Source organism: Streptomyces sp. NBC_00536 (genome assembly GCF_036346295.1).
Lineage (GTDB): Bacteria > Actinomycetota > Actinomycetes > Streptomycetales > Streptomycetaceae > Streptomyces.
On sequence record NZ_CP107819.1, the window covers coordinates 5,076,237 to 5,101,734 of the forward strand.

Consider the following 25,498-nt stretch of genomic DNA (forward strand, 5'->3'; position numbering starts at 1 on the left):
ATGCCCGGCCTGCCCCCCGTCGAGTCCTATCCGCTGCCCACCGCCGCGGAACTGCCCGCCAACACCGTTTCCTGGACCCCTGACCCCGGCCGGGCCGTGCTGCTCGTCCACGACATGCAGCGCTACTTCCTGGCCGCCCTGCCCGACCCGCTGCGCGCGGACCTCGTGCACAACGCCTCCCAGCTCCGCAAGCGCGCCGCCGCCCTCGACGTCCCCGTCGCCTACACGGCGCAGCCCGGCCGGATGTCCGACGAACAGCGCGGCCTGCTCAAGGACTTCTGGGGCCCGGGCATGCGCACCGGGGACGCGGACCGCGAGGTGGTCGCCGAACTGGCGCCCGACGCCGGTGACTGGGTCTTCACCAAGTGGCGCTACAGCGCCTTCTTCCGCTCCGGTCTGCTGGAGCGGATGCGGGCCGAGGGCCGCGACCAGCTCGTCCTGTGCGGGGTCTACGCCCACATCGGGGTGCTCGCCACGGCGCTGGACGCCTACGCCAACGACATCCAGCCCTTCCTCGTCGCCGACGCCGTCGGCGACTTCTCCGCCTTCCACCACGCGCAGGCCCTGGAGTACGTCGCCCAGCGCTGCGGCCGCGTCATACCCGCCGGGGAGGTCTTCGCATGAACAGAGACCTCCTCGCCAGAGACCTCCTCGCCCGGATCCTGGCCGGCGACGTCACCGACTTCGCCCTGCTGCACCGGCCCGAACTCGCCCCCGGCCACGTCGAGGTGCTCGCCGGCGCCGTGCACACCCCGGCCGCGCTGGCCGACGTACCGCTCGACGCCGACCAGGTGCTCGTGGTCGTGCCCTACCGGCAGCTCGCCGAGCGCGGGTTCGCCGCGCCCGACGACGGGGCCCCGCTGCTCGCCATGACCGTCACCGAACGCGAGACGGTCCCGCTCGCCGCGCTGCCCGACCGGATCGCCGACCAGCCGGTGCGGCTGACCGGCGGCGGCTTCGACGTCGACGACGAGCAGTACGCGGCGACCGTACGGCGCATCGTCACCGACGAGATCGGCACCGGCGCGGGCTCCAACTTCGTCATCAAGCGCACCTACACCGCCGCCATCGACGACCACACCCCGCGGCGCACCGCGCCCGCCCTCTTCCGGCGGCTGCTGGAACGCGAACAGGGCGCCTACTGGACCTTCGCGATCCACACCGGCGGCCGCACCCTCGTCGGCGCCACCCCCGAACGGCACGTCTCCCTCACCGGCGGCACCGCCGTCATGAACCCCATCAGCGGCACCTACCGCTACCCGCCCACCGGCCCCACCCTCGACGGGGTCACCCGCTTCCTCGCCGACCGCAAGGAAGCCGACGAGCTGTACATGGTCGTCGACGAGGAACTGAAGATGATGGCCCGGATCTGCGCCTCCGGCGGCCGCGTCACCGGGCCCCACCTCAAGGAGATGGCCCGCCTCGCGCACACCGAGTACTTCATCGAGGGCACCACCGACCGCGACGTGCGGGAGATCCTGCACGAGACGATGTTCGCGCCGACCGTCACCGGCAGCCCCCTGGAGAGCGCGGCCCGGGTCATCCGGCGCCACGAACCCGAAGGCCGCGGCTACTACGGCGGGATCGCCGCCCTCATCGGCCGCGACCCGGCCGGCGCCCGCACCCTGGACTCCGCGATCCTCATCCGCACCGCCGACGTCGCTGCGGACGGCCGGATGCGGATCGGCGTCGGCGCCACCCTGGTGCGCCACTCCGACCCCGAGTCCGAGGTCGCCGAGACCCGCGCCAAGGCCGCCGGGCTGCTCAGCGCCCTGGAGTGCGACACCGCGGTGCGCTTCGCCGCCCACCCGGAGGTACGGGCCGCCCTGGCCGCCCGCAACACCGGGATCGCCTCGTTCTGGCTGCGCGGCTGCGCCGAACGCGGCGACCGCGGCGCGTGGGAGCCCCGGCTCGCGGGGCTGCGCGCGCTGGTCGTCGACGCGGAGGACACCTTCACCGCGATGATCGGCCAGCAGCTCGCCTCCCTCGGCCTGGAGGTGAGCGTCCGCCGCTTCGACGAGCCGTACGACGCGAGCGCCCACGACCTGGTGGTGCTGGGCCCCGGCCCCGGCGACCCGCGCGACGCCGCCGACCCGCGGATCGTCCACCTGAACGCGCTCGCCGGGGAACTCCTGGACCGGGGACGGCCGTTCATCGCGGTCTGCCTCAGCCACCAGGTGCTCAGCCTGCGCCTCGGCCTCGACCTGGTCCGCCGCGCCACCCCCAACCAGGGCGTGCAGCGCGAGATCGACCTCTTCGGGACGGCCGAGCGGGTCGGCTTCTACAACACCTACGCCGCCCAGAGCACCGAGGACAAGATCGACGCGGGGGACCTCGGCATCGTCGAGGTCAGCCGCGACCCGCACACCCGCGAGGTGCACGCCCTGCGCGGAGCGCACTTCGCGTCCATGCAGTTCCACGCCGAATCGGTGCTCACCGTCGACGGCCCCCGGATCCTCGGGCAGGCCCTGCTGCGGGCCCTGGGGTCGCTGGAGGTGGCGGCCCGATGAGGGTGGACATCGCCTGGTGGGAGCTGACCGGGACCGGCGCGAGCATCGACTCGCTGCGCGAGCACCTGCGCGAGGAGGCCGTGGACGCCTGGGTCGACGTACCCGGACTCGTCCTCAAGCTGTGGATCGCCGACCGGCCCGGCAACCGGTGGGGGGCCGTGATGCTCTGGAGCGAGCGTCCCCCGGCCGGTGTCCTGCCCGCCAACCGAGCCGCGGAGCTGATCGGCGGCCCGCCCACGCACCGGTCCCGGTTCGAGGTCGAAGCCGCGGTGGAGGGTGTACACCCTCTCGTCACCCTCCACGGGCTCGGCGCCGCCTTCGCCGACGCCACCTCACTCAGTCAGGGAGCGCTTCCCCATGCATGACTACATGGTCGTGGATGCCTTCGCGCGCAACCCGCTCGAAGGCAACCCCGTCGCCGTCTTCTTCGGCAGCGAGGACCTCACCACCGACCGGATGCAGGCCATCGCGCGGGAGATGAACCTGTCCGAGGTCACCTTCGTCCTGCCGCCCGACGCGGACGAGGCCGACGCCCGGATCCGGATCTTCACCCCGGTCAACGAACTCCCCTTCGCGGGCCACCCGATGCTCGGCACCGCCGTCGCCCTGGGACTGTCCCGCAAGGCGCTCGGCGTCGGCCGGAAGGAAGAGCGGCTGCGGCTGGAGACCGGTATGGGAGTGATCCCCTTCGACGTCGGGATGGACAACGGGGACGGCTCGGTCATCGTCCAGATGCGCCAGCCGCACCCGAGCTGGGAACCGTACGAGCACGCGGAGGAACTGCTCGAAGCCCTCGGCATCGACAAGTCCATCGCCCCGGTGGAGATCTACCACAACGGTCCGCGGCACGTGTTCGTCGGCCTGGAGAGCATCGAGGCGCTGTCCGCCGTGGAGCCCGACCACCGGGCGCTGTCCCGCTTCCCCGACATGGCGGCGAACTGCTTCGCAGGCTCCGGGGAGGAGTGGCGCACCCGGATGTTCTCCCCGGCCTACGGGGTGGTGGAGGACGCGGCGACCGGATCGGCCGCGGGACCCCTGGCCATCCACCTGGCCCGGCACGGGCTGGCCCCGTACGGACAGCGCATCAAGATCACCCAGGGGGTTGAGATGGGCCGCCCGTCACGGATGTGCGCCACCGCGCACGGCATGGCGGACCGGGTCAACGGGGTGCGGGTGGGCGGCTACGGCACGGTCATCGCCCGCGGAACCATCTACGTCTAGGGAGCAGCAGCGGCCATGACCACCACGACCACGACCCCGCGCGCCGGGCTCGACACCAGCAAGTACGAGTCCCTGACCGGCGCCACCGACCTGCCCTTCCCCGAATACGACGCCCCGCCCGCCGAACCCCTCGCCCTGGCCCGGCAGTGGATCGCCGAAGCCGTCCGGCGCGGGGTCCGCGAGCCCCGCTCGCTGGCCCTGGCCACCGCCACCCGGATGGGCCACGCCTCCAACCGGATCGTCACCATCGCCCGCGAGAGCGACCGCGGCTTCGTCTTCACCACCCACAGCACCAGCCGCAAGGGCCGCGAACTCGCCGACAACTGCTGGGCGTCCGGCGTCCTGTACTGGCGCGAGACCGGCCAGCAGCTCATCCTGTCCGGCCCGGTCACCGCCCTGTCGGCGGCCGAATCCGACGAGCTGTGGGCCGCCCGCCCCACCCCGCTGCACTCGATGACCACCGTGTCCCACCAGAGCGACCCGGCCGGTGACCTGGAACTGCTCCGCCAGGAGGCGCTGGGCCTCGCCGAGGACGGGCGGCCGCTGCCCCGCCCCGAGCGGTTCACCGGCTACCTGCTGGAGCCCGCCGAGGTCGAGTTCTGGAACGCCGCCTCCGACCGGCTGCACCGCCGGCTCGCCTACACCCGCCTCGGCTGCGACTGGCACACGGCCCGCCTCCAGCCCTGAACCGCCCCCAGTCCCACTCGATGCGACCCGACCGGAAAGGAAGGACGGTGCGATGGAGCGCTCCCTGCTCACCGGCACGATGGCCCGCGTACCCGGCCCGGTGACGGTGGTGACCACGATCGACGGCGACGGCACGCGCTGGGGCTTCACCGCCAGCTCGTTCAGCTCCGTCTCCCTCGACCCGCCGCTCGTCTCGGTCTGCCTGGACAAGGGCGCCAGTACGCACGCCGCGTTCGCCACCGCGCGGCACTTCCTGATCAACGTCCTCACCGAGGAACAGCACGCGGTGGCCCGGCGCTTCGCGACCTCCGGCATCGACCGGTTCGCCGCAGGCGACATGGAGACCTGCGAACTGGGCCTGCCCGGCCTGCAGACGGCCGGGGTCCGGGTCGCCTGCTCCATGCACTCGGCCGTCGACGCGGGGGACCACACCATCCTCCTCGGCTGCGTCGAGGAGACGTACACGAGCGACCGCACCCCGCTCGTCTACTACAACCGCGCCTTCGCCCGGCCCACGCCCAACGCGTCCCGGGCCGAACAGGACTTCAGCGCCTGCCACATCGCCGACTGGTGAACCACCGACTGGTGAACCTTCGAGCCGAGGAGACGTACGCCGTGACCACCGCAGCGCCCACCGCCGTGCCCGCCCCAGGGCCCACCAACCAGAGCCTCGCCGTGAACGTCGCCGTGATCTACTACTCGGCCACCGGGCACGTCACCGAGATCGCCCGGGAGATCGCCGAGACCGCCGAGAAGGCGGGCGCCGAGGTCCGGCTGCGCAAGGTCGCCGAACTCGCCCAGCAGTCCGCGATCGACGCCAACCCGGTGTGGGCCCGGCACGCCGCCGAGACCGCCGCCATCCCGGTGGCCACCCCCGACGACCTGCTGTGGGCCGACGCGGTCCTCTTCGGCTCGCCCACCCGCTTCGGCAACGTCTCCGCCCAGCTCAAGCAGTTCCTCGACTCCCTCGGCCCGGCCTGGAGCCAGGGCCTGCTCGCCGACAAGGTCTACGGCGGCTTCACCTCCACCGCCAGCGAGCACGGCGGCCAGGAATCCACGCTGCTCGCCCTGACCGCCTCCTTCCACCACTTCGGCGGCATCGTCGTCGCCCCCGGCTACACGCACCCCGACAAGTTCACCGACGGCAACCCCTACGGCACGGCCCACTGGTCCGGCGGCAAGGGTTCGCGGCCCGTGGACGACACCACCCGCAACGCCGCCCGCGCCCAGGCGCAGCGCGTCGTCCGGTTCGCCCGCGCCGTGAAGCACGCCTGACCTCCCGCACCCCGGCCGACCAGCCGACCGCCCGACCAGCCGAAGCACCAGCCCGCCCGCACCCCGGAGCCCCGGAGCCCGCCATGACCATCGCCACCATCGGCCCGCCGCACACCGAACGCGCCACCGACTACCGCACGCTCACCGACCTCCTCGCCGGGTCCGTCGCGCGCTTCCCGGAGCACACCGCGGTATCGGCCGACGGGATCTCGTACACCTACCGCCTCCTCGACGGCTGGGCGAACGCCATCGCCGCCCTGCTGAAGCGCCACGGCGTGGGCGGCGGGGACCGGGTGGCGCTGCGGCTGCCGCCGGGCGCCACAGCCATCGCCGCGATGATCGGCGTGATGAAGGCGGGCGCCGCCTACGTCCCGCTCGATGTGCGCAACCCGCCCTCGCGCAACGAGTTCATCGTCACCGACAGCACGGTGGCCGCCTTCCTCGGCGACCCCGACGGCTGCCCCACCGGCGGTATCCCGGTCCTCGCCGAGGACACCCTCGCGGCCCTGCTGGACAGCCCCGTCATCAACACTGTCGCCCCGCCCGCCGGGCCCGGGCCGGACCCGCGCGACACCGCCTACATCATCTACACCTCCGGGACCACCGGCCGCCCCAAGGGCGTCCTGGTCCCGCACGGCGCCGCGGGCGTCCTGCTGGCCAGCGCCGACGGGCCGTTCGCCTTCAACGAGCGGGACAGCTGGCTGCTGTTCCACTCCATCTCCTTCGACTTCTCCGTCTGGGAGATCTGGGGCCCGCTGTCCACCGGCGCCCGCTGCGTGGTGCTGCCCGCGGGCACCGCCCGCTCGCCCGAGGCCACCCTGCGCTTCATCGAGCAGGAGGGCATCACCGTCCTCAACCAGACCCCGACCGCCTTCGGCGCGCTCACCACCATGGTGCTGCGCGAGGACACGGCCCTGCCGGCCCTGCGCTACGTCATCTTCGGCGGCGAGAAGCTCACCCCCGAGACCGTCCGCCCCTGGTCCAAGCGGTTCGGCCTCGCGAACCCGGCCCTGGTCAACATGTACGGGGTCACCGAAGCCACCGTCCTCAGCACCTACCACCCGGTGACCGAGGAGGACCTCGACCGCGACGACCTCCCCATCGGCATCCTGCTCTCCGGCAGCGCCCGCGTGGTCACCGCGGACGGCCTCGACGCCGCCCCCGGCGAGGAGGGCGAACTGTGGCTGGCCGGGCCGCAGGTCACCGACGGCTACCTCGGCCGCCCCGAGCTGACCGCCGAACGCTTCCCGTCCGTGGACGGCGTACGCCACTACCGCAGCGGCGACCTGGTCACCCGCCGCCACGACGACCGGTTCGTCTACCGCGGCCGCGCCGACCTCCAGGTCAAGCTGCGCGGCCACCGCATCGAACTCAGCGACATCGAACTCGCCGTCCAGGCCCACCCGGACGTCGCCGACGCCGTCGTCTGGGTGCACACCTTCAAGCCCGGCGACGACCGGCTCGCCTGCGCCTACACCGTCGCCCAGGGCGCCGAGGACCCCCGCCCCCGCACCCTGCGCGGGCACGTCCGCGACCTCCTGCCGTCGTACATGCACCCGTCGGTCTACCAGGCGCTGCCGCTGGCCTACCTGCCGCGCACCGTCAACGGAAAGGTCAACCGGGCCGAGGTGGCCCGCATCTGGGAAGAGCAGAGGAGCCAGTCCGCATGAGCATCCCCCAGCACCACACGACCACCGCCGCACTGCCCGAGGAGGTCCGCGAGGCCACCCGCGCCTGGGTGGCCGAGCTGCTCGAAGAGCCCGACGTCACCCTGGAGGACACCTTCCTGGAACTGGGCGGGCACTCCGCCCTCGCCCTCCAGCTCGGCCGGTACGCCCACGAACGCTTCGGCATCGAATACGACCTGCTGGTCCTCTTCGAGCGCCCGCTCGGCGAGGCCGCCGACGAGCTGACCGAGCGGATCGCCCGGATCACCGCCGCCGACGCGGAAGCCGCCTGAGGCCGCCGTGGTGGACATCGGAATCGTCTCCTTCGGCTACGCCTTCGGGGAGGACACGAGCGTCGCCGGTGCCGCGGCCGACTACGTCAGCGACCCCGACCGGGTCGTGAAGTGGGGCTACCACACCTTCCACCGCGCCCCCGACGGAGTCACCGGCACCGACCTCTCGCGCGGCGCCGCCGAACAGGCCCTGTCCCGCGCCGGGATCACCGCCGACGCCCTCGACCTGGTCGTCGTCGCGATCACGGACATGCCCGAATACTCCTACTGGGACAGCGCCTCCGCACTGGCCCGGGAGCTGAAGATCGGCCGCACCCAGACCCTGCTCCTGCAGGAAGGGTGCGGGTCCGGGGTCAACGGCCTCTTCTACGTCGCCTCCACCCTCGCCCTGCAACCCGAAGCCGAATACGCCCTGTTCGTGGTCGTCAACCGGGTCAGCGAGTTCCACCGCAACCGGATGAACGTCATCAACACCGTGCTGTCCGACGCGGCCGTCGCCGTCGTCGTCCGGCGCGGCCACACCGCCAACCGGTGGCTGGCCAGCGAACAGTTCACCGACCCCGAGTACAGCGACCTGCTGCGCCTCGACTTCGGCGGCGCCGTCACCCCGCTGCCCCCCGTCGGCTGGACCAGCGCCGATGCCCCCTCCGCCTACGACCAGGTGCGCGAACAGTTCGGCGGCAACCCCGCCGCGCTGCGCACCTTCATCGGCGAGCGCTACACCCGCCTCGTCGAGGTCATCGAGGGCGCCTGCCGCCGGGCCGGAGTCCCGCGCACCGACATCGACCACGTCATCTACCTCAACGACGTCCCCTCCAGCATCGCCGCCGTCGCCGGACCGCTCGGCATCCCGCTGGAACGCACCAACGCGGCCATCGCCCCCGGCCACGGCCACATGGGCGGCGCCGACCAGCTGATCTCGCTCGGTCTCCAGGTGGAGAGCGGCGAACTGAACCCCGGCGACCTGGTGGCCCTGTGCGGGATCTCCACCGGCCGCTGGTGCGCCACCTTGATCCGCATCTAAAGAGATCCGCCCGGTCACCCGGGCCACCAGACCAGCGCGTACGCCGGCGGGGCCGTCCATTCCCCCGTGCCGGGCCCCGCCGGCGTACCCGCTGCCCCGCCCGAAGGAGACCACCGTGCCCTCGCCCGCCCACCCGATCCTGGACCTTCCGTACGACGTGCAGCCCGATCCGGACGAGTTCCTGCGGGCCGCGATGGAGTGGCACTTCAACCCGGAGACCGGATCGCCGTTCTGGCTGCGGCGGGCCGAGACCCTCGACTTCGATCCGCGCACCGACATCAAGTCCCACGCGGACCTGCGCCTCTTCCCCAACGTCACCGGCGAGCTGCGCCACGTCCGCGCCGAGGACCTCATCCCGCGCGGCTACGGCTCCGGCCCCGACGTCGTCGGCGTCTTCGAGAGCGGCGGCACCACCGGCGCCCCCAAGCGGGTCGTCCTCACCCGCGACTGGCTGGAGCGCATGGTGGCGTGGTCCAACGCCAACATCGACGCCCACGGCTTCCCCCGCGGCGCGAACTGGCTCGGCCTGGTCCCCACCGGCCCGCACATCGTCGGCGAGTTCTTCCACCGCTCCGCCACCACCCACGGCTCCCGCGGCTTCACCATCGACCTCGACCCCCGCTGGGTGAAGAAGCTGATCGCCCAGGGCCGCGGCGCCGACGCCGGGGCCTACGCCCTGCACCTGCTGGAGCAGGCCGAGTTCGTGCTGCGCTCCCAGGACATCGGCGTCCTCACCATCACCCCGTCCGTCCTGGAACGCCTCGCGGGCCGCGAGGACCTCGTCGAGCTGGTCAACCACAAGGTGAAGGCGATCCGCTGGGGCGGCACCCAGCTCGACCCCGACTCCCGCCACCTGTACAAGACGGAGATCTTCCCCGACGTCGCGTTCTGCGGGAACTACGGCAGCACGATGATCCTCGGCTTCGCGGGCGAGCGGGCCGGCCTGCCCGACGACGAACCCTGCGTCTTCGACCCGCTCAGCCCCTACGTCACCTTCTCCGTCGTCGACCCCGCCACCCGCGAACCGGTGGCCTACGGCGAACGCGGCCAGGTCCTGGTCAGCCACGTCAGCAAGGGCTTCCTGCTCCCCAACAACCTGGAGCGCGACCTCGCCACCCGGCTCCCCGCCAACGGCGCCCTCGTCGGGGACGCCGTCGCCGACATCGCCCCCGTCGCCACCTTCGAGGACGAGCCCGTCATCGAGGGGGTCTACTAGTGAGCACCGTCCCGCGCCTGGACGCCCTCGGCCCCCGCGGCGCCTTCCGCGCCCGCAAACGGCTCACCGTCACCGACGTCTCCGGCGCCCCGGCGGCCGAACTCAGCCTGGTCCCCGCCCTGTTCGTCGACCGCGCCGCCAAAGCCCTGCACCGGGCCCGGCCGCTGGACGCCGACGCCCGCATCGCCGCGATCCTGCGCGCCGCCCGCCTCTTCGCCACCGCCGAACTCGACGGCCGGAGCATCACCGCCCACGAGCGCGCCGTCAGCCGGGTCGGCGGCGTCCCGCTGTCCGTCGTACGCGCCACCACCGCCAGCATCGCCGCCCGCCTCACCCGCGTCTACGACAGCCTCGCCCAGGCCCGCCCGGCAGGCGCCGCCGAGGACTGGCGCTCCCCGCTCACCCGCACCGGCCGCGCCGTGTGGACCCGCCGCGGCGAGACCTTCGCGGTCCTCGCCGCCGGGAACCACCCCGGCACCCACAGCCTGTGGCCCGAAGCCCTGGCGCTGGGCTACCGGGTCGCCGTCCGTCCCTCCCGCCGTGAACCCTTCACCCCGCACCGGCTGGTCACCGCCCTGCGCGCCGCCGGGTTCGGCGACGACCACATCGTGCTGCTGCCCACCGACCACGCCGAAGCCGACACCCTCGTACGCGCCGTGGACCGCGCCATGGTCTACGGCGGCGAGGACGTCATCCGCAAGTACGGCGGCGACCCCGCCGTCCACCTCCAGGGCCCCGGCCGCAGCAAGATCCTGATCACCGCCGACACCGACTGGCGCGAGCACCTCGACACCGTCGTCGCCTCCGTCGCCGGACACGGCGGCACCGGCTGCGTGAACACCACCACCGTCCTCGTCGAAGGCACCGACGCCGCCACCGCGCTGGCCGAACAGCTCGCCCAGCGTCTCGCCGTACTCCCCGCCCTGCCCCCCGAGGACGACAAGGCGGTGCTGCCCGTCCAGCCCCTCGACAGCGCCCTCGCCATCGAGCGCTACCTGCTCTCCCACACCGAGGGCGCCCGGGCCTGGCTCGGCGGCGACGGCGTCGCCGAGGAACTCGGCGACGGCAGCGCCGCCCTGCGCCCCGCCGTCCACCAGCTGGAGCGCGCCGACGACCCCCGGGCGGGCATCGAACTCCCCTTCCCCTGCGTGTGGGTGGCCCCCTGGGACCCCGCCGACGGCATCGCGGCCCTGCGCGGCAGCCTCGTCGTCACCGCCCTCACCCACGACGAACACCTCCTCGGCGAACTCGTCGCGGAACCCTCCATCGGCAATGTCCACGCCGGCGACCACCCCACGTACTGGATGGGCCCCGGACTCCCGCACGACGGCTACCTCGCCGAATTCCTCATGCGCAGCAAGACCGTCATCCGCGACTGAAAGGAGCGGCCATGTGTACCAGGTGCGGACTCTCCGACGTCGGCTGGAACATCCCCTCCGCGTGATCCGCGGCCCGAACAGAAGGATCAGCCATGCAGCACAGCCACGCCCAGATCTGCATTGTCGGGGCAGGCCCCCGGGGCTTGTCCGTCCTCGAACGGCTCTGCGCCCAGGAGCGCAAGTCCCCGGCCCACGACGCCCTGACCGTCCACATCGTCGACCCGGCCCCGCCGGGCGCCGGAAACGTGTGGCGCACCGCCCAGCCCCGCCACCTCCTGATGAACACCGTCGCCTCACAGATCACCCTGTTCACCGACGACAGCGTGCGCATCGAAGGCCCCATCGAGGAAGGTCCCAGCCTCTACGCCTGGGCCCGCCGCCTGGACCCCTCGAACCCGGGTCACGAGGAGCGCTACGGCGCCCAGACCCTCGCCGAGGCCCGCGAGCTGGGCCCCGACACCTACCCCACCCGCGCCTTCTACGGCCACTACCTCCAGTGGGCCTTCGAAGAGGCCCTCGACGCGGCCCCCGCGCACATGGACATCCAGGTCCACCGCACCCGCGCCATCGCCCTGCACGACTCGGGCGTCCCCGGCGGCGCCCAGTCCGTCGAACTCGCCGACGGCGTCCGCCTGTCGGGGCTGTCCGCGGTGATCCTCGCCCAGGGCCACCTGCCCGCCAAGCTCACCCCCGAGGAGCAGCGGCTCGCCGACTTCGCCACCGAGTACGGACTCTCGTACACCGGCCCCGCCAACCCCGCCGACACCGACCTGACCGCGATCACCCCCGGCCGGCCCGTCCTGCTGCGCGGCCTCGGCCTCAACTTCTTCGACTACATGGCCCTGTTCACCCTCGGCCGCGGCGGCTTCTTCGAGCGCAGGGCGGACGGCCGCCTCGTCTACCGGCCCTCCGGCCTGGAACCCAAGATGTACGCCGGGTCCCGCCGGGGCATCCCCTACCAGGCGCGCGGCGAGAACGAGAAGGGCCCCGACGGGCGCTACGCCCCCCGGCTGCTCACCGTCGCCCGGGTCGACGCGATGCGCGCCGCCGCCAAGGAAGGCGACTGGATCCACTTCGGCATCCACATCTGGCCGCTGATCCAGAAGGAGGTCCAGAGCGTCTACTACGAGCGCCTCCTCGCCGCCCGTGGAGAGGACCCCGCCGCCGTCGCCGCCTTCACCGACCGCTACCTCGCCGCCCCCGACGAGGACGCCGAAGACCTCCTGCTGCTCGAAGCGGGCGTCGAAGACGGCCAGCGCTGGAACTGGGAAACCCTCTCCCGCCCCTACGGCGACCTGCGCTTCACCGGCCGCGACGACTTCCGCCGCTGGATGCTCGCCTACCTGCTGCGCGACGCCCACGAAGCCCGCGCGGGCAATGTCAGCGGCCCCCTGAAGGCCGCCCTCGACGTCCTGCGCGACCTGCGCAACGAGATCCGCATAGCCGTCGACCACGGCGGCCTCGAAGCGAACTCCCACCGCGACGACCTCGAAGGCTGGTACACCCCGCTCAACGCCTTCCTCTCCATCGGCCCGCCCGTCTCCCGCATCGACGAACTCATCGCGCTGGCCTCCGCGGGCATCGTCGAATTCACCGGCCCCGGCCTGCGCGTCACCGCCGACCCCGACGGCCCCGACGGACCCGCCTTCGTCGCCACCGCCTCCGGCGTCGACGCCCCCGACATCCGCACCACCGCCCTCATCGAGGCCCGCCTGCCCCACCCCGACCTGCGCCGCACCACCGACGCGCTGCTCGTCCAGCTGCTGGCGAGCGGCCAGTGCCGCCCCTACAAGATCATGGGCGCCTGCGGCATCGAGTACGAGACCGGGGGCCTGGCCGTCTCCGAACGCCCCTACCGCCTCGTCGACGCCGAGGGCCGCGAACACCCGCGCCGCTTCGCCTACGGCGTCCCCACCGAATCCGTCCACTGGGTCACCGCCGCGGGCATCCGCCCCGGCGTCGGCTCGGTCACCCTGGAGGACTCCGACGCCATCGCCCACGCCGCGCTGGCCCTCCCGGCGGTCACCGAAGACCTGGCGAGCGCCTCCGGCGGCCCGGGCGCGGAGGCCCGGCCGTGACCGCGCCCCGCCCAGGACCCGCCACCGGGGCCGACACCGACGTCGGGCTGCTCTCCCCGGTCCGGGCCGGCACCCCGGCCGAGACCACCACCTCGGACACCGCATGGCTCCAGGCCATGCTGGACGCCGAGGCCGCCCTCGCCCGGGCCCAGGCCCGCCTCGGCACGGTCCCCCCGGACGCCGCCGGGGCGATCACCGCCGCCGCCCGCGCCGAGCACTTCGACGTACGGGCCCTGGCCCTCGCCGCCCGCGAGACCGCCAACCCCGTCGTCGGCCTGGTCGCCGCCCTCACCGCACACCTCGACCGCCAGAGCGCCGCCGAATACGTCCACCGCGGCTCCACCAGCCAGGACATCCTCGACACCGCCATGATGCTGGTCGCCGCCCGCACCCTGGCCCCGCTCCGCGCCGACCTGCTGCGCACCGCCGACGCCCTGGCCCGGCTCGCCGCCGCCCACCGGGACACCGTCATCGCGGGCCGCACCCTGGCCCTGCACGCCGTGCCCACCACCTTCGGGCTCAAGGCCGCGGGCTGGCGGCACGGGCTGCTCGACTCCGTGCAGCGCATCGACCGGCTGCTCGACGGCGGGCTGCCGGTCTCCCTCGGCGGGGCCGCCGGCACCCTCGGCGGCTACCTGGAGTACGCCCGTACCGCGTCCGCTCTCGACACCGAGGAATTCCACGACCGGCTCGCCGCCGCCTTCGCCGCCGAGACCGGGCTCGCCGCGCCCCTGCTGCCCTGGCACGCGCTGCGCACCCCGGTCGCCGACCTGGGCGCCGTACTCGCCCACACCACCGGCACCCTCGGCAAGTTCGCCGCCGACGTCCTGCTGCTCGCCCGCACCGAGACCGCCGAGGCCGCCGAACCCGCACCGTCCGGCCGCGGCGCCTCCTCCGCCATGCCCCACAAGCGCAACCCCGTCCTGGCCACCCTGATCCGGTCGGCCGCCCTCACCGTCCCCGCCCTGGCCGCCGTCCTCGCGCAGGCGCTCGTCACCGAGGAGGAACGCTCCGCCGGTGTCTGGCACAGCGAATGGCACGCCCTGCGCGAATGCCTGCGCCTGGCGGGCGGGGCCGCCCACACCGCCGTCGAACTCGCCGAAGGCCTCCAACCCGACCCCGACCGGATGCGCGCCAACCTCGCCCTCACCGGCAGCGGCATCGTCACCGAACGGATCGCCGCCGTCCTCGCCCCGCACCTGGGCAAGACGGCGGCCCGCCGGCTCCTCACCGAGGCCGCGGCCACGGCGCACACCACCGGGACCGACCTCTCCGCCACCCTGACCGACCTGCTGACCACAACCCTGTCGGGCACCACCGACCTCACCCCGGAGCACCTGCGCGACCTGCTGGAACCCGCCCAATACACCGGGGTGGCCGGTCCGCTGACCGACCGGGCCCTGAAGCGAGGAGCGAGTACACGATGATCACTGCCCCCAGCGGGACCCTCCACTCGGCTCAGCAGCCGGACTGGCCCGACCCGCAGATCCTGGCCACCGTCACCGACCGGCTCGCCGCGCTGCCAGCCCTGGTACCGCTGCCGGAAGCCGACGCCCTGCGCGAGCGGCTGGCCGCCGCCGCCCGCGGGGAGGCGCTCCTGCTCCAGGGCGGCCACTGCGCGGAGGAGTTCGGCCCCCGCGCCCTCGGCGAAGCCGAGAGCACGGTCACCACCCTGCGCCAGATGGCGGAGATCATCTCCTACGGCGCCGCCGTGCCCGTCGTACCGCTCGGCCGCATGGCCGGCCAGTACGCCAAGCCGCGCTCCAGCCCCACCGAGACCCGCGGCGGCGTCGAACTCCCCGCCTACCGCGGCGACTCCGTCAACGGCCTCGGCTTCACCGCCGCCGACCGCATCCCCGACCCCTGGCGGATGGAGACCGCCTACCGCACCGCCGCCCGCACCCTGGAACGCATCCGGCTGCTCCCCGGCGCCGACGACGACCTCACCGGCCCGGGCGGCCCCGACGGCCTCACCGGGAGCCCCGCCGGAGCGCCCTTCCACGTCAGCCACGAAGCGCTGCTCCTCGACTACGAGACCCCGCTCGTGCGCACCGACCCCGACAGCGGCCGCCGCTACGCGGGCTCCGGCCACCTCGTGTGGATCGGCGAACGCACCCGCCAGCTCGACGGCGGACACGTCGCCTTCGCCGCCTCCGTCGCCAACCCCATCGGCGTCAAGGTCGGCCCCGGCGCCAGCGCCGACGAACTCCTCGCCCTCACCGACATCATCGACCCCGACCGCGAGCCGGGCCGCCTCACCTTCATCACCCGCATGGGCGCCGACCGGATCCACGCCGTCCTGCCCGGCCTGGTCGAGAAGGTCACCGCCTCCGGCGCGCAGGTGCTGTGGGTCTGCGACCCCATGCACGGCAACACCCAGGTCGCCCCCGGCGGCCTCAAGACCCGCAGCCTCGGCGACATCACCGCCGAGATCCGGGCGTTCGTCGAGATCCACCGCTCGCTCGGCACCCACCCGGGCGGCCTGCACCTGGAACTCACCGGCAGCCACGTCACCGAATGCGTCGGCGGCACGGACCCGGTGACCCTCGACGACCTCGACCGCAACTACACCACCGCCTGCGACCCGCGCCTCAACCGCGGCCAGGCACTCGACATGGCCTTCCTGGCCGCCGACCTGTGGAGGCCCGCACGATGAGCACCTCACCCGTGACCGAGACCCTGCCGCCGTTGTCGGGGAGACCCTCGGCCTTCCTCCTCACCGGATCCTTCCTGGCGATCTGCCGGGCCCCGCGCTACCTCAGTGAACTGACCGCGCGCGGGCTGAAGATCCTCGTCATCACCCCGTCCGTGTGGCGGGAGCAGGCCCTGGCCGGGCTCGCCGAGCCCGGCCACCCCGCCGCCGACATCGCCGACATCGCCTTCGTCGACGGCTCCGTCGACCGCGAGGGCTCCTTCACCGCCGGGGTCGTCGCGGCCGTCCGCGGCTGGGAGGCCTCGTACGAGATCGTCGGCGCCTACGCGGCGGGCGAGACCCTCGTCGAGCCCACCGGCCTGATAGCCGACGCCCTCGGCCTGCCCGGACCGGGCCTGCGCGCCAGCCGGGTCTGCCGCAGCAAGTACCTCCAGCGGCTCCACCTCGGCGAGTTCAACCCGGCGTCGGTGGTCCTGCCGCCCGGCGCCCGGGAAGGCTTCGACCCCTCGTCGGTGCCTTTCCCCGTCGTGGTCAAGCCCGCCACCCGGCACTCCAGCTCGGGCGTCGCGACCGCCACCGACGCGGCGCAGCTCACCGAACTCCTCGCCGGATACCCGGAGCACGAGACGATCCTGGTCGAGGAGAAGGTCCCCGGCCAGGAGTTCTCCGTCGAGGCCCTGATCCAGCACGGCAAGGTCGTCTTCGAGTCCGTCACTGTCAAGGAGACCACCGACTCCCACGCCGACACCTTCGTCGAGCTGTCCCACACCGTCTCCGGCGCCGTCGGCCTGGAACGCAAGACGCTCCTCGCCGCCAACCGCTGCACCCTGAAGCTGCTGGACTTCAAGGACGGCATGACCCACTCCGAGTGGCGCCTCGACGCGGACGGCCACCCCCGGCTGATGGAGATCGCCGCCCGCACCCCCGGCGACGGCCTGACCGTCCTCTACCACCTGGCCACCGGCCGCCCGCTGGAGCCGGAGATCATCCGGATCGCCCTCGGCGAGGCCGCCGAATACCCCAAGCCGGTACGCCACGCCCGCCAGGTCTACCTCGAACACGACCCCGGCATCCTCGACGAGATCAGCGTCGACTGGCCCGGCGCCGTCGTCGAATGGGCCGGCGAGGGCGACCTGTGGCCCGAGGTCCCGGTCGGCCGGCCCAACGACCCGCCGACCCTGCGCGCCGTCTTCGCCCAGAAGGAGAAGGGCACCGAGGTCGGCCCGTTGCTCAGCTCCGAGGACCGGGTCGCGAACTTCTTCATCGACGCCCCGACCGGCGTCGCCCTCGACGCCCTGGAGGCCCGCGTCCGGGCCGCGATCACCATCCGCACCTCGCCCGCCGGGCCCGAACCGAAGGCGGTGGCCGGGGCGTGACGCACACCGCACCAGGGCCGGAGACCGGGACCCCCGAGGTCCCGGCTCCGGCCGCCCCGGCCCCGGCCGCCGGAACCCGCGCGGCCGTCCCCCCGGCCGCGCGGGCCTCCGTACGCGCCACCTTCAGCGAAGCGCCGCTCGCCGTGAAGACCCTGCTCGCCGGGGTGTTCATCAACCGGCTCGGCGGCTTCCTCAACATCTTCCTCGTCCTCTACCTCACCTCGCTCGGGCACTCCGCGGGCAAGGCCACCCTCGCGCTCGGCGCCTACGGCGCGGGCACCGTCCTCGGCGTCCTCATCGGCGGCTCGTTCTCCGCCCGCCTCGGCGCCCGCAACACCAGCGCCGTCAGCATGGCCGGGTCGGCCGCGCTCACCGCCGCCCTGCTCTACCTCACCGACTACGGCGCCCTGCTCGCCGTGGTCGTCCTCGCCGGGCTCGCCGGGCAGATGTTCCGGCCCGCCTCGGCGGCCCTGCTCTCCGAACTCGCGGGCCCCGACCGGCAGGTCATGGTCTTCGCCATGTACCGGTTCGGGCTGAACCTCGGCGCGATGGCCGCGCCGCTCGTCGGCTTCGGCCTCTTCCGGCTCGGCGGCGACTCCTACGACCTGCTGTTCTGGGGCGAGGCCCTGATCGCCCTGGCCTTCGCCCTGCTCGCCTGGCGCACCCTGCCCGCGGGCAAGGCCGCCACGCCGGACACCACCCTCCCCGCGGGCAGCTACCTGGCGGTCCTGCGCGACCGCCGCTTCACCCTCTACCTGATCGCCACCGTCCTGCACACCGCCGTCTACGCCCAGTACCTGTCCACGCTGCCGCTCGACGTGGCCGCCGCCGGACTGGGCCTCATCTGGTACACCGCCGCCGTGTCCCTCAACGGCCTGCTCGTCATCGCCTTCGAGCTGCTGCTCACCAAGGTCACCCAGGACTGGCCGGTACGGGTCACCATCGGCCTGGCCTTCGCCCTGCTGGGCGGCGGAGTCGCCCTCTACGGGCTGCCGATGGGCCCGGCCGTCATCGTCATCGGCACCCTCGTCTGGACCCTGGGCGAGATCATCGGCGGGCCCGCGATCTTCTCGTACCCGGCGGTGATCGCGCCCGCCCGGCTCAAGAGCCACTACCTGGGCAGCTTCCACTTCGCCTTCGGCCTGGGCTCCGCCCTCGGCCCGGTGGCGGGCGGCTGGCTGTTCGCCGCCCTCGGCCACTCCTTCTGGTACGCCGTCGGCGGGATCTCCCTCCTGGCCACCGTGCTGGCCCTGCTGGCACTGCGCGCCACCCCGGCGATACCGGAGCCCGGGGAGTGAACACGCACACATCGAGGGCCGCGTGGGGATGCTGCATCCCCCCGCGGCCCTGCCCGTTGTCCCGCCCGTTGTCCACCGAGTACGCCCTTTCCCCACGAGAGGTCACGCCATGAACGCCGCCCAGGGAGCCACCTCCACCATCGACCCGCTCGACACCCTCCTGCGCATGGCCGACACCCTCGGCAGCCTCTCCCGGTACGCCGCCGAGAGCGCCGAGCACGCCACCGCCGGTTTACCGCCGGCCCTCGCCCCGTCCGCCGGCATCGAATACCTGCACGGCGGCCCCGAGATCACCCGCGCCATCCACGAGGCCCTGCGCGAGGCCCGCCACGAGATACTCACCGCCCAGCCCGACGGCCCCCGGCCCGACGCCACCCTCGACGAGGCGTACGAGGCCGTCCGCGGCCACCTCGACCGCGGGGTCGCGATGCGCACCCTCTACCAGCACAGCTCGCGCTTCCACGAGGCCACCAAGCGGTACGTGGGCTGCGTACAGGCGCGCGGCGCCCAGGTCCGCACCCTCCCCGAGTTCTTCAACCGGATGATCGTCATCGACGGCGAGGTGGCCTTCATCCCCGCCGACGAGGCGCGCTCCTCCGCCGTCCTCGTCCGCGATCCGGCCGTCAACCGCTTCCTCGCCGACGTGTTCGAGAAGGCCTGGGACCGCGCCGAGCCCTACCCCTTCCGCCCGGTCCGCGCCGCCGACGCCGCCTGCGAGGTGATCCCGGACATGCGCCGGGCCATCCGCAAGCTCCTCATCGAGGGCCGCTCCGACAAGGCCATCGCCCGCCGGCTCGGCATCAGCCTGCGCTCGGTCCAGGGTCATGTGTCCTGCCTGCGCGACGAGTTCGGGGCCCAGCACCGCTTCCAGCTCGGCTACCTGATGGGCCTGGCCGAGCGCGAGGAGTCCTGAGCGCGCCCCGGCCCCCTGTCCTGCCACAACCCCTTCCCCGAAAGGAATCCACCATGTACCTGCTCGCCGCCAACGAGAACCCCTACCCGCCGCTGCCATCGGTCGCCGAGGCGCTCACCGAAGCCGCCGGACGGGTCAACCGCTACCCCGACCGCTCCTCCGCACAGCTCACCGACCGCCTCGCGGACCGGCTCGGGGTCCCGGCCGGGCAGCTCGCGCTCGGCGCGGGCTCGGTCGGGGTGTTCCAGCACCTCCTCCAGTCGTTCGTGCGCGAGGACGGCGACGAAGTCCTGTACGCCTGGCCGTCCTTCGAGGCCTACCCGCACCTCACCGACATCGCCCGGGGCGTCAGCGTGCGCGTCCCGCTCGGCCCCGGCGCCGTCCACGACCTCGACGCGATGGCCGCCGCGGTCGGGGAGCACACCCGCGTGGTCATCGTCTGCAATCCGAACAACCCGACCGGCACCACCGTCCCCGGCGCTGACCTGGAGCGGTTCCTGGACCGGATACCGGCCGGGGTGCTCGTCGTACTGGACGAGGCCTACCGGGAGTTCGTCACCGACCCGCTGTCCGCCGACGGGGCGTCGCTGCTGCCCGGCCGCCCGGACCTGGTCGTCGTCCGCACCTTCTCCAAGGCCTACGGTCTCGCGGGCCTGCGGATCGGGTACGCCGTCGCCCACGAGCCGGTGGCCGCGCGGATCCGGGCGGCCGTCGTGCCCTACGGCGTGAACAGCGCCGCCCAGGCCGGGGCGGTGGCCTCGCTGGACGCGGAGGCCGAGCTGCTCGCGCGGGTCGAGGAGCTGGTCAAGGAGCGGGAGCGGACCGCGCTCGCGCTCGCCGACCTGGGGCTGGCCCCCGCCCGGAGCGAGGCCAACTTCCTGTGGCTCGGACTCGGCGACCGGGCCGCGGAGTTCGGCGCCGCATGCGCGGAAGCCGGGGTGGCCGTTCGGGCCTTCCCCGGCGAGGGGGTCCGGATCACGATCGGTACCCCGGAGGCCAACGACACCGCTCTCGCGGTGGCCGCCGCCTTCGCGCCCCGTTCCTGATCCGGACCCCGTCCCTGCACTCATCGTCCCGCCGCCCTGTCCCGGTCCGCCCCTCGTCGGTCCGGGACAGGGCCGTTCCATGTGGTTGCGCCTAGCCCGCCGCCGCGATGGTCTTGTCCGCGCCGTCCTGGAGGTAGGCGCCGAGGTCGGCGTACTTCTCGCGCAGCTTGCGCTTGAGCACCTTGCCGGTGACGCCGACCGGGAAGTCCGCCTCGTCCGCGGCGACTTCGAGCAGCCTCAGCGCCGGGTGACCGGCCGCCGTCAGGGCCTCGTTCGCGCGGATCAGGAGCTTCTCGACGTCCTCGGCGCCCTCCTTGGTGGTCACCACGGCGACCGGCACGATGGCCTCGCCCTCGCCGCCCGCGACCACCGCGACGTCCTCGAAGGCGGGCACGTCGTTGAGCAGGACCTCCTCCATGAGCACCGAGTACGCGGGCCCCTGGGCGGTCTGGATCTGGTCGGCGGCGCGGTCCACCAGGAAGAAGTCGCCGTTCGCGTCCTTGTAGGCCATGTCGCCCGGCAGCCAGTGACCCGCCAGCTTGTAGCGGTAGGTGGTGGCGGAGTCGCCCCAGTAGCCGGGGGTGATGGCCGGGCCGCGCGCGGCCAGGAAGCCCACCTCGCCGATGTCGGCGTGGCTGCCGTCCTTGCGCAGGATCGCCACCTCGGCGACGCCCACCGGCTGGCCGGCGCAGCGGTCGTTGCGCTCGGAGTCACGGGTGCGGATCTTCAGCAGCACGCCCCAGCCCAGCTCCGTGGTGCCGAGCCGGTCGAAGAACTGCGCCGAGTCCAGCTCGGGCGAGCGCAGCGAGAGCACCTTGTTGATGTGCGCCTGGTGGACGGCGTCACCGATGGACACCCAGGAGTTGACGCTGTCGAGGGCGCCGTCCGCGCCGTCCAGGGAGGCCAGTTCGGCGTAGGAGTGCGCGAAGGCCATCACCGCGGTCGGCCGGTGCGCGGCCACCGTCGCCGCCAGGTCGGCGCCGTCGCGGTCGCTGTGCGCGACGACCGGGGTCCCGGCCAGCACCGCGTAGACGGTGAAGGCGATGCAGCCCAGGTGGGACTGCGGGAGCGCGGTGAGCATCAGCGCGCCCGGGTTCTCCTTGAAGTCCACCAGCCGGAACTGCGGTCCCGCCACGATGGTCTTGTGGGTGTGGATCGTCGGCTTGGGGCGGCCCGTGGTCCCGGAGGAGTGCAGGATCACCACCGGGTCCTCGCCCACGTGCTGCCAGTACGAGGTCTCGGGCAGCTCCGCCGCGGGCGGCGCGGGCAGCGCCTCCTCGGTCTGCGTCCAGTCCAGGGCGTCCAGGATGGTGCCGGTCGCGGCCAGACCGTCGAGCCGCGCCTGGTCGGCGTACAGGCCGACGGGGGCGGTCTGCTCCAGCAGGGACTCGGCGATCGCGGGGGTGGCCTTGCTGTTGATGAGGACGGCTATCGCGCCGATCTGGGCGATCGCGTAGAAGTGCACGGAGTACGCGAAGGAGTCCTCGAACCAGACCGCGACCCGGTCCTTGGGCTGCACGCCCTGGCTCAGGTACCAGGCGGACCAGGACTGGGCGAGCCGCTCGATCTCCGCAAGGCTGTAGTCGTACTGCTCCACCCCCTCCAGGTTGGTGATCGGCCGGGTGGAGTGGACGAAGGGGGTCGTCGGGCTCGGGCTGGCGGCGAGCGCGGAGCGCAGCAGGTTTCCGCCGCCGACGCTCTCGTCGGCCGCGAGCGCGGCGCGCTGTGCGGGGTTGAGGACGGTGTCGGCGAAGCCCGGGCGGGAGTCGGTCATGTCTCTCGTGCCTCTCAGTCGAAGTACGGCATGCGGTGTGCGGTGTGCGGTGTGTGTACGGGTGCGGTCCGGGGTCAGACCGAGGCGAAGATCCGCGCGCAGAGTTCGCGGTAGTTGTCGAGTTCGGCGCCCAGCGCGCCGCGGACCGTGGCCATCAGGGCCGCGAAGTCCGCCTCGTCACCGTCCTTGACGGTGTCGGCGAGCCGCCGGGCGGCCTCGGCGAGCGCCGTACGGGCGCCCGCGGCCTGCGGGTTGGCGGCCTGGACGTCCCAGTACACCTCCGGGGTGCCGGAGGAGACCCGGGCGAGCAGGGACGCGAGGGTCTTGTGCGGGGGCGGGGCGATCCGGCCGACCTCGACGCTGTCGGTGCCGAGCCCGTGCAGGGCCAGCCCGAAGGAGAGGACGGTGGCGTGGGTGAGCGCCTGGGAGACGGCGGTCAGCCGGTCGTGTTCGACGGCGTCGACCCGGACGACCCGGGCCCCCCAGGACTCGACCAGGCCCAGCAGTTCGGTGGTGAGCGGCCCGTCGTAGGTCACCGACGCGGCCACCACCCGGCCCTCGAAACCGAGGGCCGGGGCGAACATGGGGTTCAGGCCGAGGCCCTCCACCCCGTCGAGGTGGGCGCTCAGTTCCTCCGCGATCCGCTGCTTCACCGAGAGGGTGTCGACCAGCAGGGTGCCGGGCCGCATCGCGGCCGCCACCCCCTTGATCGAGGCGAGCGCCACCGGTTCCGGCACCGCCAGCATCACCACGTCGGCGAGCCGCAGTTCCTTCTCCAGGGCCGGGGAGATGTCGGTGATGTCGCCGTGGATCCGGCGGGCACCGCCCGCGGCGGGTTCCCCGGCGCCCGCCGGGTCCACCACGCAGATCATGATCCCGCTGCCGAACAGCTTCTCGGTGAAGAGCCGGCCGACCGCGCCCTGCCCGCCGACGATGACCGCGCGGCGGATCACGCCGCACTCCCGGCGGTATGGGGTGCCAAGGAGGCGCTGGGCGCCGGGAGTTGAGCAGGAGCCGCGACCGGGTGCAGTGCGGTGCCCACCACGGCCTGGACCATGGCCCGGGACTTCACGACGGTCTCCTCGAACTCCTCGTCGGCGTCCGACAGCGCGATGACCGCGCCGCCGACCCCGAAGGTGACCCGGTCCTCGGTCGCCACCAGGGTGCGGATGACGATGTTCAGGTCCGCGGCCCCGGAGAGCGCGAACCAGCCGAGCGAGCCGGAGTACACCCCGCGGGCGCCCTCCTCCAGCCGGTCGATGATCTCCATCGTGCGCACCTTGGGCGCGCCCGTCATCGAACCGCCGGGGAAGGCGGCCCGTACCGCGGTGACCGCGGACTCGCCGTCGCGCAGCGTGCCGCGCACGGTGGAGACCAGCTGGTGCACGGGCGCGTACGTCTCCACGTGGAACAGCTTGGGCACGTGGACCGAGCCCACCTCGGCGACGATGTTGAGGTCGTTGCGGATCAGGTCCACGATCATCAGGTTCTCCGCCTGGTCCTTCTCGTTGCCGAGCAGGTCCTGGCGCAGCGCCTCGTCCTCGGCCGGGGTCGCCCCGCGCGGCCGGGTGCCCTTGATGGGCTTGGACTCGGCGGTGCGGTCGGTGCCGATGGTCATGAACCGCTCGGGGGAGCCGCTCAGCACCGAGACCCCGGGGAAGTCGAGGAGCGCGCCGTAGGGGACCGGGCTGATCCGGCGCAGCGCCGCGTAGGTCTCCAGCGGGTCGATCCGCGCCTTGATCCCGACCTGGTTGGTCAGGCACACCTCGTAGCTCTCGCCGTCGTGGATCTCCTGGTGGATCTCGGCGATCCGGTCCAGGTAGCCGGTCCGGTCGTGCCGCATCCGGATGATGTCGGCGAGCGCGGGGTCCGTCATCCCGGTGGTGGCGAAGCTGCGCGGGGCGGCGCCGACGGCCGCGGCCGGGGCCGGGCCCAGCGCCATCAGGCGGGCCGCGGTCCGGTCGAGCCAGTCGGCCGTCTCGGCCTCGGTGGCGGCTCCCCGGGTGAGGGCGAGCAGGTAGGTGGCGCCCTCGGCGTGGTCGAAGGCGACCATGCGGTCCGCGAAGAGGAGGGCGGCGTCCGGGGTGTCGGCCTTGTGGGCCTGGTGGCCGCCGGTGTCCGCCTTCAGCTCGTAGCCGAGGTAGCCGACGTAACCGAGGTTGAACTCGAAGGGCAGCCCTTCGGGCACCTCGATCCGGCGGTCGGTGAGCTGCTTCTCCAGGTAGTCGAAGACGCTCTCCTCGACGAGTTCGTCGCGGCCGTCGCGGCGCTGGATCCGGACGGTGTGCTCCAGCACCTGGTAGGTGAGGTACTCGGCGAGCGGGCCGGTGCCGTCGCCCATGAAGGAGAACCGGGAGAGGCCCTCGGTGACGTTGCTGCTGTCCAGCCAGAAGCCGTGGTCGTTCCCGGCGAACAGCTCCCGGTAGGCCTCCTCGGTGTCGGGCAGCATCCCGACCTTGCGGACCTGGACGGCGTACGCCCCCTGCGGGACGGTGTCCTTCCGGGCGCCCTCGGCCAGGGCCAGATCGCGGAAGTTCGCGAGGAGTTCGCGGCCGTAGCCGCTGCTGATCGACTCGGGGTGGAACTGCACCCCCCAGACGGGCAGGGTGCGGTGGCGCACCGCCATCACCACGCCGTCGGCGGTCCAGGCGGTCGGCTCCAGCTCCTCGGGCAGCCGGATCGCCGCCAGCGAGTGGTAGCGGACCACCGGATAGGGGGAGGGGATGCCCGCGAAGATCTCCCCACCGGTGTGGGTGATCTCGGATACCCGGCCGTGCATGGGCTGCGGCGCGTGGCCGACCTCGCCGCCGAAGAGGTGGCAGATGCCCTGGTGGCCGAGGCAGACGCCGAGGACGGGCAGACCGCTCTCCAGGATGGCGCGGGCGCTGATGCCGAAGTCGCGTGCGCGCTCGGGGCGGCCGGGGCCGGGGGAGATGACGATCGCGTCGTAGTCGTCCATCGACAGCGTCGACCAGTCGGTCTCGTTGGTGACGACGACCGGCGGGCGGCCGTTCACCTCCCCGAGCAGCTGGTAGAGGTTGTAGGTGAACGAATCGTGGTTGTCGATCAGAAGAGTTCGCATGGTGCG

At 73.2% G+C, this 25,498-nt stretch carries 22 protein-coding genes; 19 read left to right on the plus strand and 3 right to left on the minus strand.

Going from position 1 to position 25,498, the window contains the following annotated elements:
* The 19 genes from OHS33_RS22560 (at position 1) to OHS33_RS22650 (ending at position 20,636) form a co-directional block, all read left to right on the plus strand.
* Positions 1-624, plus strand: a complete 624-nt coding sequence (locus tag OHS33_RS22560; protein WP_330332210.1) for an isochorismatase family protein — start codon at positions 1-3, stop codon at positions 622-624.
* A complete protein-coding gene (locus tag OHS33_RS22565; RefSeq protein WP_330332211.1) occupies positions 621-2,510 on the plus strand; it encodes an anthranilate synthase family protein in 1,890 nt (629 codons plus the stop codon). Before OHS33_RS22560 ends, OHS33_RS22565 begins: the two co-directional genes overlap by 4 nt.
* Positions 2,507-2,875 (plus strand): hypothetical protein, encoded by a 369-nt coding sequence (locus tag OHS33_RS22570; protein WP_330332212.1) that lies wholly within the window; start codon positions 2,507-2,509, stop codon positions 2,873-2,875. Before OHS33_RS22565 ends, OHS33_RS22570 begins: the two co-directional genes overlap by 4 nt.
* A complete protein-coding gene (locus tag OHS33_RS22575; RefSeq protein WP_330332213.1) occupies positions 2,868-3,731 on the plus strand; it encodes a PhzF family phenazine biosynthesis protein in 864 nt (287 codons plus the stop codon). Before OHS33_RS22570 ends, OHS33_RS22575 begins: the two co-directional genes overlap by 8 nt.
* Positions 3,732-3,746: 15 nt before the next feature.
* Entirely contained in the window at positions 3,747-4,418 is a 672-nt protein-coding gene (gene phzG / locus OHS33_RS22580; RefSeq protein WP_330332214.1) for a phenazine biosynthesis FMN-dependent oxidase PhzG, read from the plus strand.
* Positions 4,419-4,470: 52 nt separating this feature from the next.
* Positions 4,471-4,992, plus strand: coding sequence for a flavin reductase family protein (locus OHS33_RS22585; protein WP_330332215.1), 522 nt, complete (start codon positions 4,471-4,473; stop codon positions 4,990-4,992).
* A gap of 41 nt (positions 4,993-5,033) precedes the next feature.
* The gene (gene wrbA / locus OHS33_RS22590) at positions 5,034-5,693 is read left to right on the plus strand and encodes an NAD(P)H:quinone oxidoreductase (RefSeq protein WP_330332216.1); all 660 of its coding nucleotides are present in this window, start codon (positions 5,034-5,036) and stop codon (positions 5,691-5,693) included.
* A gap of 83 nt (positions 5,694-5,776) precedes the next feature.
* A complete protein-coding gene (locus OHS33_RS22595; protein ID WP_330332217.1) occupies positions 5,777-7,363 on the plus strand; it encodes an amino acid adenylation domain-containing protein in 1,587 nt (528 codons plus the stop codon).
* On the plus strand, positions 7,360-7,653 hold the full coding sequence (locus OHS33_RS22600) for a phosphopantetheine-binding protein (RefSeq protein ID WP_330332218.1): 294 nt from the start codon (positions 7,360-7,362) through the stop codon (positions 7,651-7,653). The genes OHS33_RS22595 and OHS33_RS22600 overlap by 4 nt, the downstream gene beginning before the upstream one ends.
* A gap of 7 nt (positions 7,654-7,660) precedes the next feature.
* Entirely contained in the window at positions 7,661-8,677 is a 1,017-nt protein-coding gene (locus OHS33_RS22605) for a 3-oxoacyl-ACP synthase III family protein (RefSeq protein WP_330332219.1), read from the plus strand.
* Between the two features lie 115 nt (positions 8,678-8,792).
* Positions 8,793-9,893, plus strand: a complete 1,101-nt coding sequence (locus tag OHS33_RS22610; protein ID WP_330332220.1) for a phenazine antibiotic biosynthesis protein — start codon at positions 8,793-8,795, stop codon at positions 9,891-9,893.
* Positions 9,893-11,272, plus strand: coding sequence for an aldehyde dehydrogenase family protein (locus OHS33_RS22615; protein ID WP_330332221.1), 1,380 nt, complete (start codon positions 9,893-9,895; stop codon positions 11,270-11,272). The genes OHS33_RS22610 and OHS33_RS22615 overlap by 1 nt, the downstream gene beginning before the upstream one ends.
* A 92-nt stretch (positions 11,273-11,364) precedes the next feature.
* Positions 11,365-13,350, plus strand: a complete 1,986-nt coding sequence (locus tag OHS33_RS22620) for an FAD/NAD(P)-binding protein (protein WP_330332222.1) — start codon at positions 11,365-11,367, stop codon at positions 13,348-13,350.
* Positions 13,347-14,777, plus strand: coding sequence for a lyase family protein (locus tag OHS33_RS22625; RefSeq protein WP_330332223.1), 1,431 nt, complete (start codon positions 13,347-13,349; stop codon positions 14,775-14,777). Before OHS33_RS22620 ends, OHS33_RS22625 begins: the two co-directional genes overlap by 4 nt.
* The gene (locus OHS33_RS22630; RefSeq protein ID WP_330332224.1) at positions 14,774-16,006 is read left to right on the plus strand and encodes a 3-deoxy-7-phosphoheptulonate synthase class II; all 1,233 of its coding nucleotides are present in this window, start codon (positions 14,774-14,776) and stop codon (positions 16,004-16,006) included. The genes OHS33_RS22625 and OHS33_RS22630 overlap by 4 nt, the downstream gene beginning before the upstream one ends.
* Complete coding sequence (locus OHS33_RS22635; protein ID WP_330332225.1) at positions 16,003-17,379, plus strand: ATP-grasp domain-containing protein; 1,377 nt, start codon at positions 16,003-16,005, stop codon at positions 17,377-17,379. The genes OHS33_RS22630 and OHS33_RS22635 overlap by 4 nt, the downstream gene beginning before the upstream one ends.
* Positions 17,376-18,677: an MFS transporter gene (locus OHS33_RS22640; RefSeq protein ID WP_330332226.1), complete on the plus strand. Its 1,302-nt coding sequence runs from the start codon at positions 17,376-17,378 to the stop codon at positions 18,675-18,677. The genes OHS33_RS22635 and OHS33_RS22640 overlap by 4 nt, the downstream gene beginning before the upstream one ends.
* Before the next feature lie 109 nt (positions 18,678-18,786).
* The gene (locus tag OHS33_RS22645; protein ID WP_330332227.1) at positions 18,787-19,590 is read left to right on the plus strand and encodes a LuxR family transcriptional regulator; all 804 of its coding nucleotides are present in this window, start codon (positions 18,787-18,789) and stop codon (positions 19,588-19,590) included.
* Positions 19,587-20,636, plus strand: a complete 1,050-nt coding sequence (locus OHS33_RS22650) for a histidinol-phosphate transaminase (RefSeq protein ID WP_443065461.1) — start codon at positions 19,587-19,589, stop codon at positions 20,634-20,636. The genes OHS33_RS22645 and OHS33_RS22650 overlap by 4 nt, the downstream gene beginning before the upstream one ends.
* Before the next feature lie 91 nt (positions 20,637-20,727).
* Here the strand turns inward: OHS33_RS22650 and OHS33_RS22655 are convergent, their stop codons facing one another.
* The 3 genes from OHS33_RS22655 to pabB all read right to left on the minus strand — a co-directional run bounded on the left by OHS33_RS22655 (position 20,728) and on the right by pabB (position 25,492).
* Complete coding sequence (locus tag OHS33_RS22655; protein ID WP_330332229.1) at positions 20,728-22,410, minus strand: class I adenylate-forming enzyme family protein; 1,683 nt, start codon at positions 22,408-22,410, stop codon at positions 20,728-20,730.
* 74 nt (positions 22,411-22,484) lie between these two features.
* Positions 22,485-23,363 carry a prephenate dehydrogenase gene (locus OHS33_RS22660; RefSeq protein ID WP_330332230.1) on the minus strand — a complete coding sequence of 293 codons (879 nt, stop codon included), beginning with the start codon at positions 23,361-23,363 and terminating at the stop codon, positions 22,485-22,487.
* The gene (gene pabB, locus OHS33_RS22665) at positions 23,360-25,492 is read right to left on the minus strand and encodes an aminodeoxychorismate synthase component I (protein ID WP_330332231.1); all 2,133 of its coding nucleotides are present in this window, start codon (positions 25,490-25,492) and stop codon (positions 23,360-23,362) included. The genes OHS33_RS22660 and pabB overlap by 4 nt, the downstream gene beginning before the upstream one ends.
* Between the last annotated feature and the right edge of the window lie 6 nt (positions 25,493-25,498).

Coding starts and splice junctions, on each gene's coding strand:
- OHS33_RS22565 (WP_330332211.1), top strand. CDS start 621: ATGAACAGAGACCTCCTCGCCAGAGACCTCCTCGCCCGGATCCTGGCC.
- OHS33_RS22575 (WP_330332213.1), top strand. CDS start 2,868: ATGCATGACTACATGGTCGTGGATGCCTTCGCGCGCAACCCGCTCGAA.
- OHS33_RS22655 (WP_330332229.1), bottom strand. CDS start 22,410: ATGACCGACTCCCGCCCGGGCTTCGCCGACACCGTCCTCAACCCCGCA.
- phzG (WP_330332214.1), top strand. CDS start 3,747: ATGACCACCACGACCACGACCCCGCGCGCCGGGCTCGACACCAGCAAG.
- OHS33_RS22570 (WP_330332212.1), top strand. CDS start 2,507: ATGAGGGTGGACATCGCCTGGTGGGAGCTGACCGGGACCGGCGCGAGC.
- OHS33_RS22600 (WP_330332218.1), top strand. CDS start 7,360: ATGAGCATCCCCCAGCACCACACGACCACCGCCGCACTGCCCGAGGAG.
- OHS33_RS22620 (WP_330332222.1), top strand. CDS start 11,365: ATGCAGCACAGCCACGCCCAGATCTGCATTGTCGGGGCAGGCCCCCGG.
- OHS33_RS22560 (WP_330332210.1), top strand. CDS start 1: ATGCCCGGCCTGCCCCCCGTCGAGTCCTATCCGCTGCCCACCGCCGCG.
- OHS33_RS22635 (WP_330332225.1), top strand. CDS start 16,003: ATGAGCACCTCACCCGTGACCGAGACCCTGCCGCCGTTGTCGGGGAGA.
- OHS33_RS22630 (WP_330332224.1), top strand. CDS start 14,774: ATGATCACTGCCCCCAGCGGGACCCTCCACTCGGCTCAGCAGCCGGAC.
- pabB (WP_330332231.1), bottom strand. CDS start 25,492: ATGCGAACTCTTCTGATCGACAACCACGATTCGTTCACCTACAACCTC.
- OHS33_RS22585 (WP_330332215.1), top strand. CDS start 4,471: ATGGAGCGCTCCCTGCTCACCGGCACGATGGCCCGCGTACCCGGCCCG.
- OHS33_RS22645 (WP_330332227.1), top strand. CDS start 18,787: ATGAACGCCGCCCAGGGAGCCACCTCCACCATCGACCCGCTCGACACC.
- OHS33_RS22595 (WP_330332217.1), top strand. CDS start 5,777: ATGACCATCGCCACCATCGGCCCGCCGCACACCGAACGCGCCACCGAC.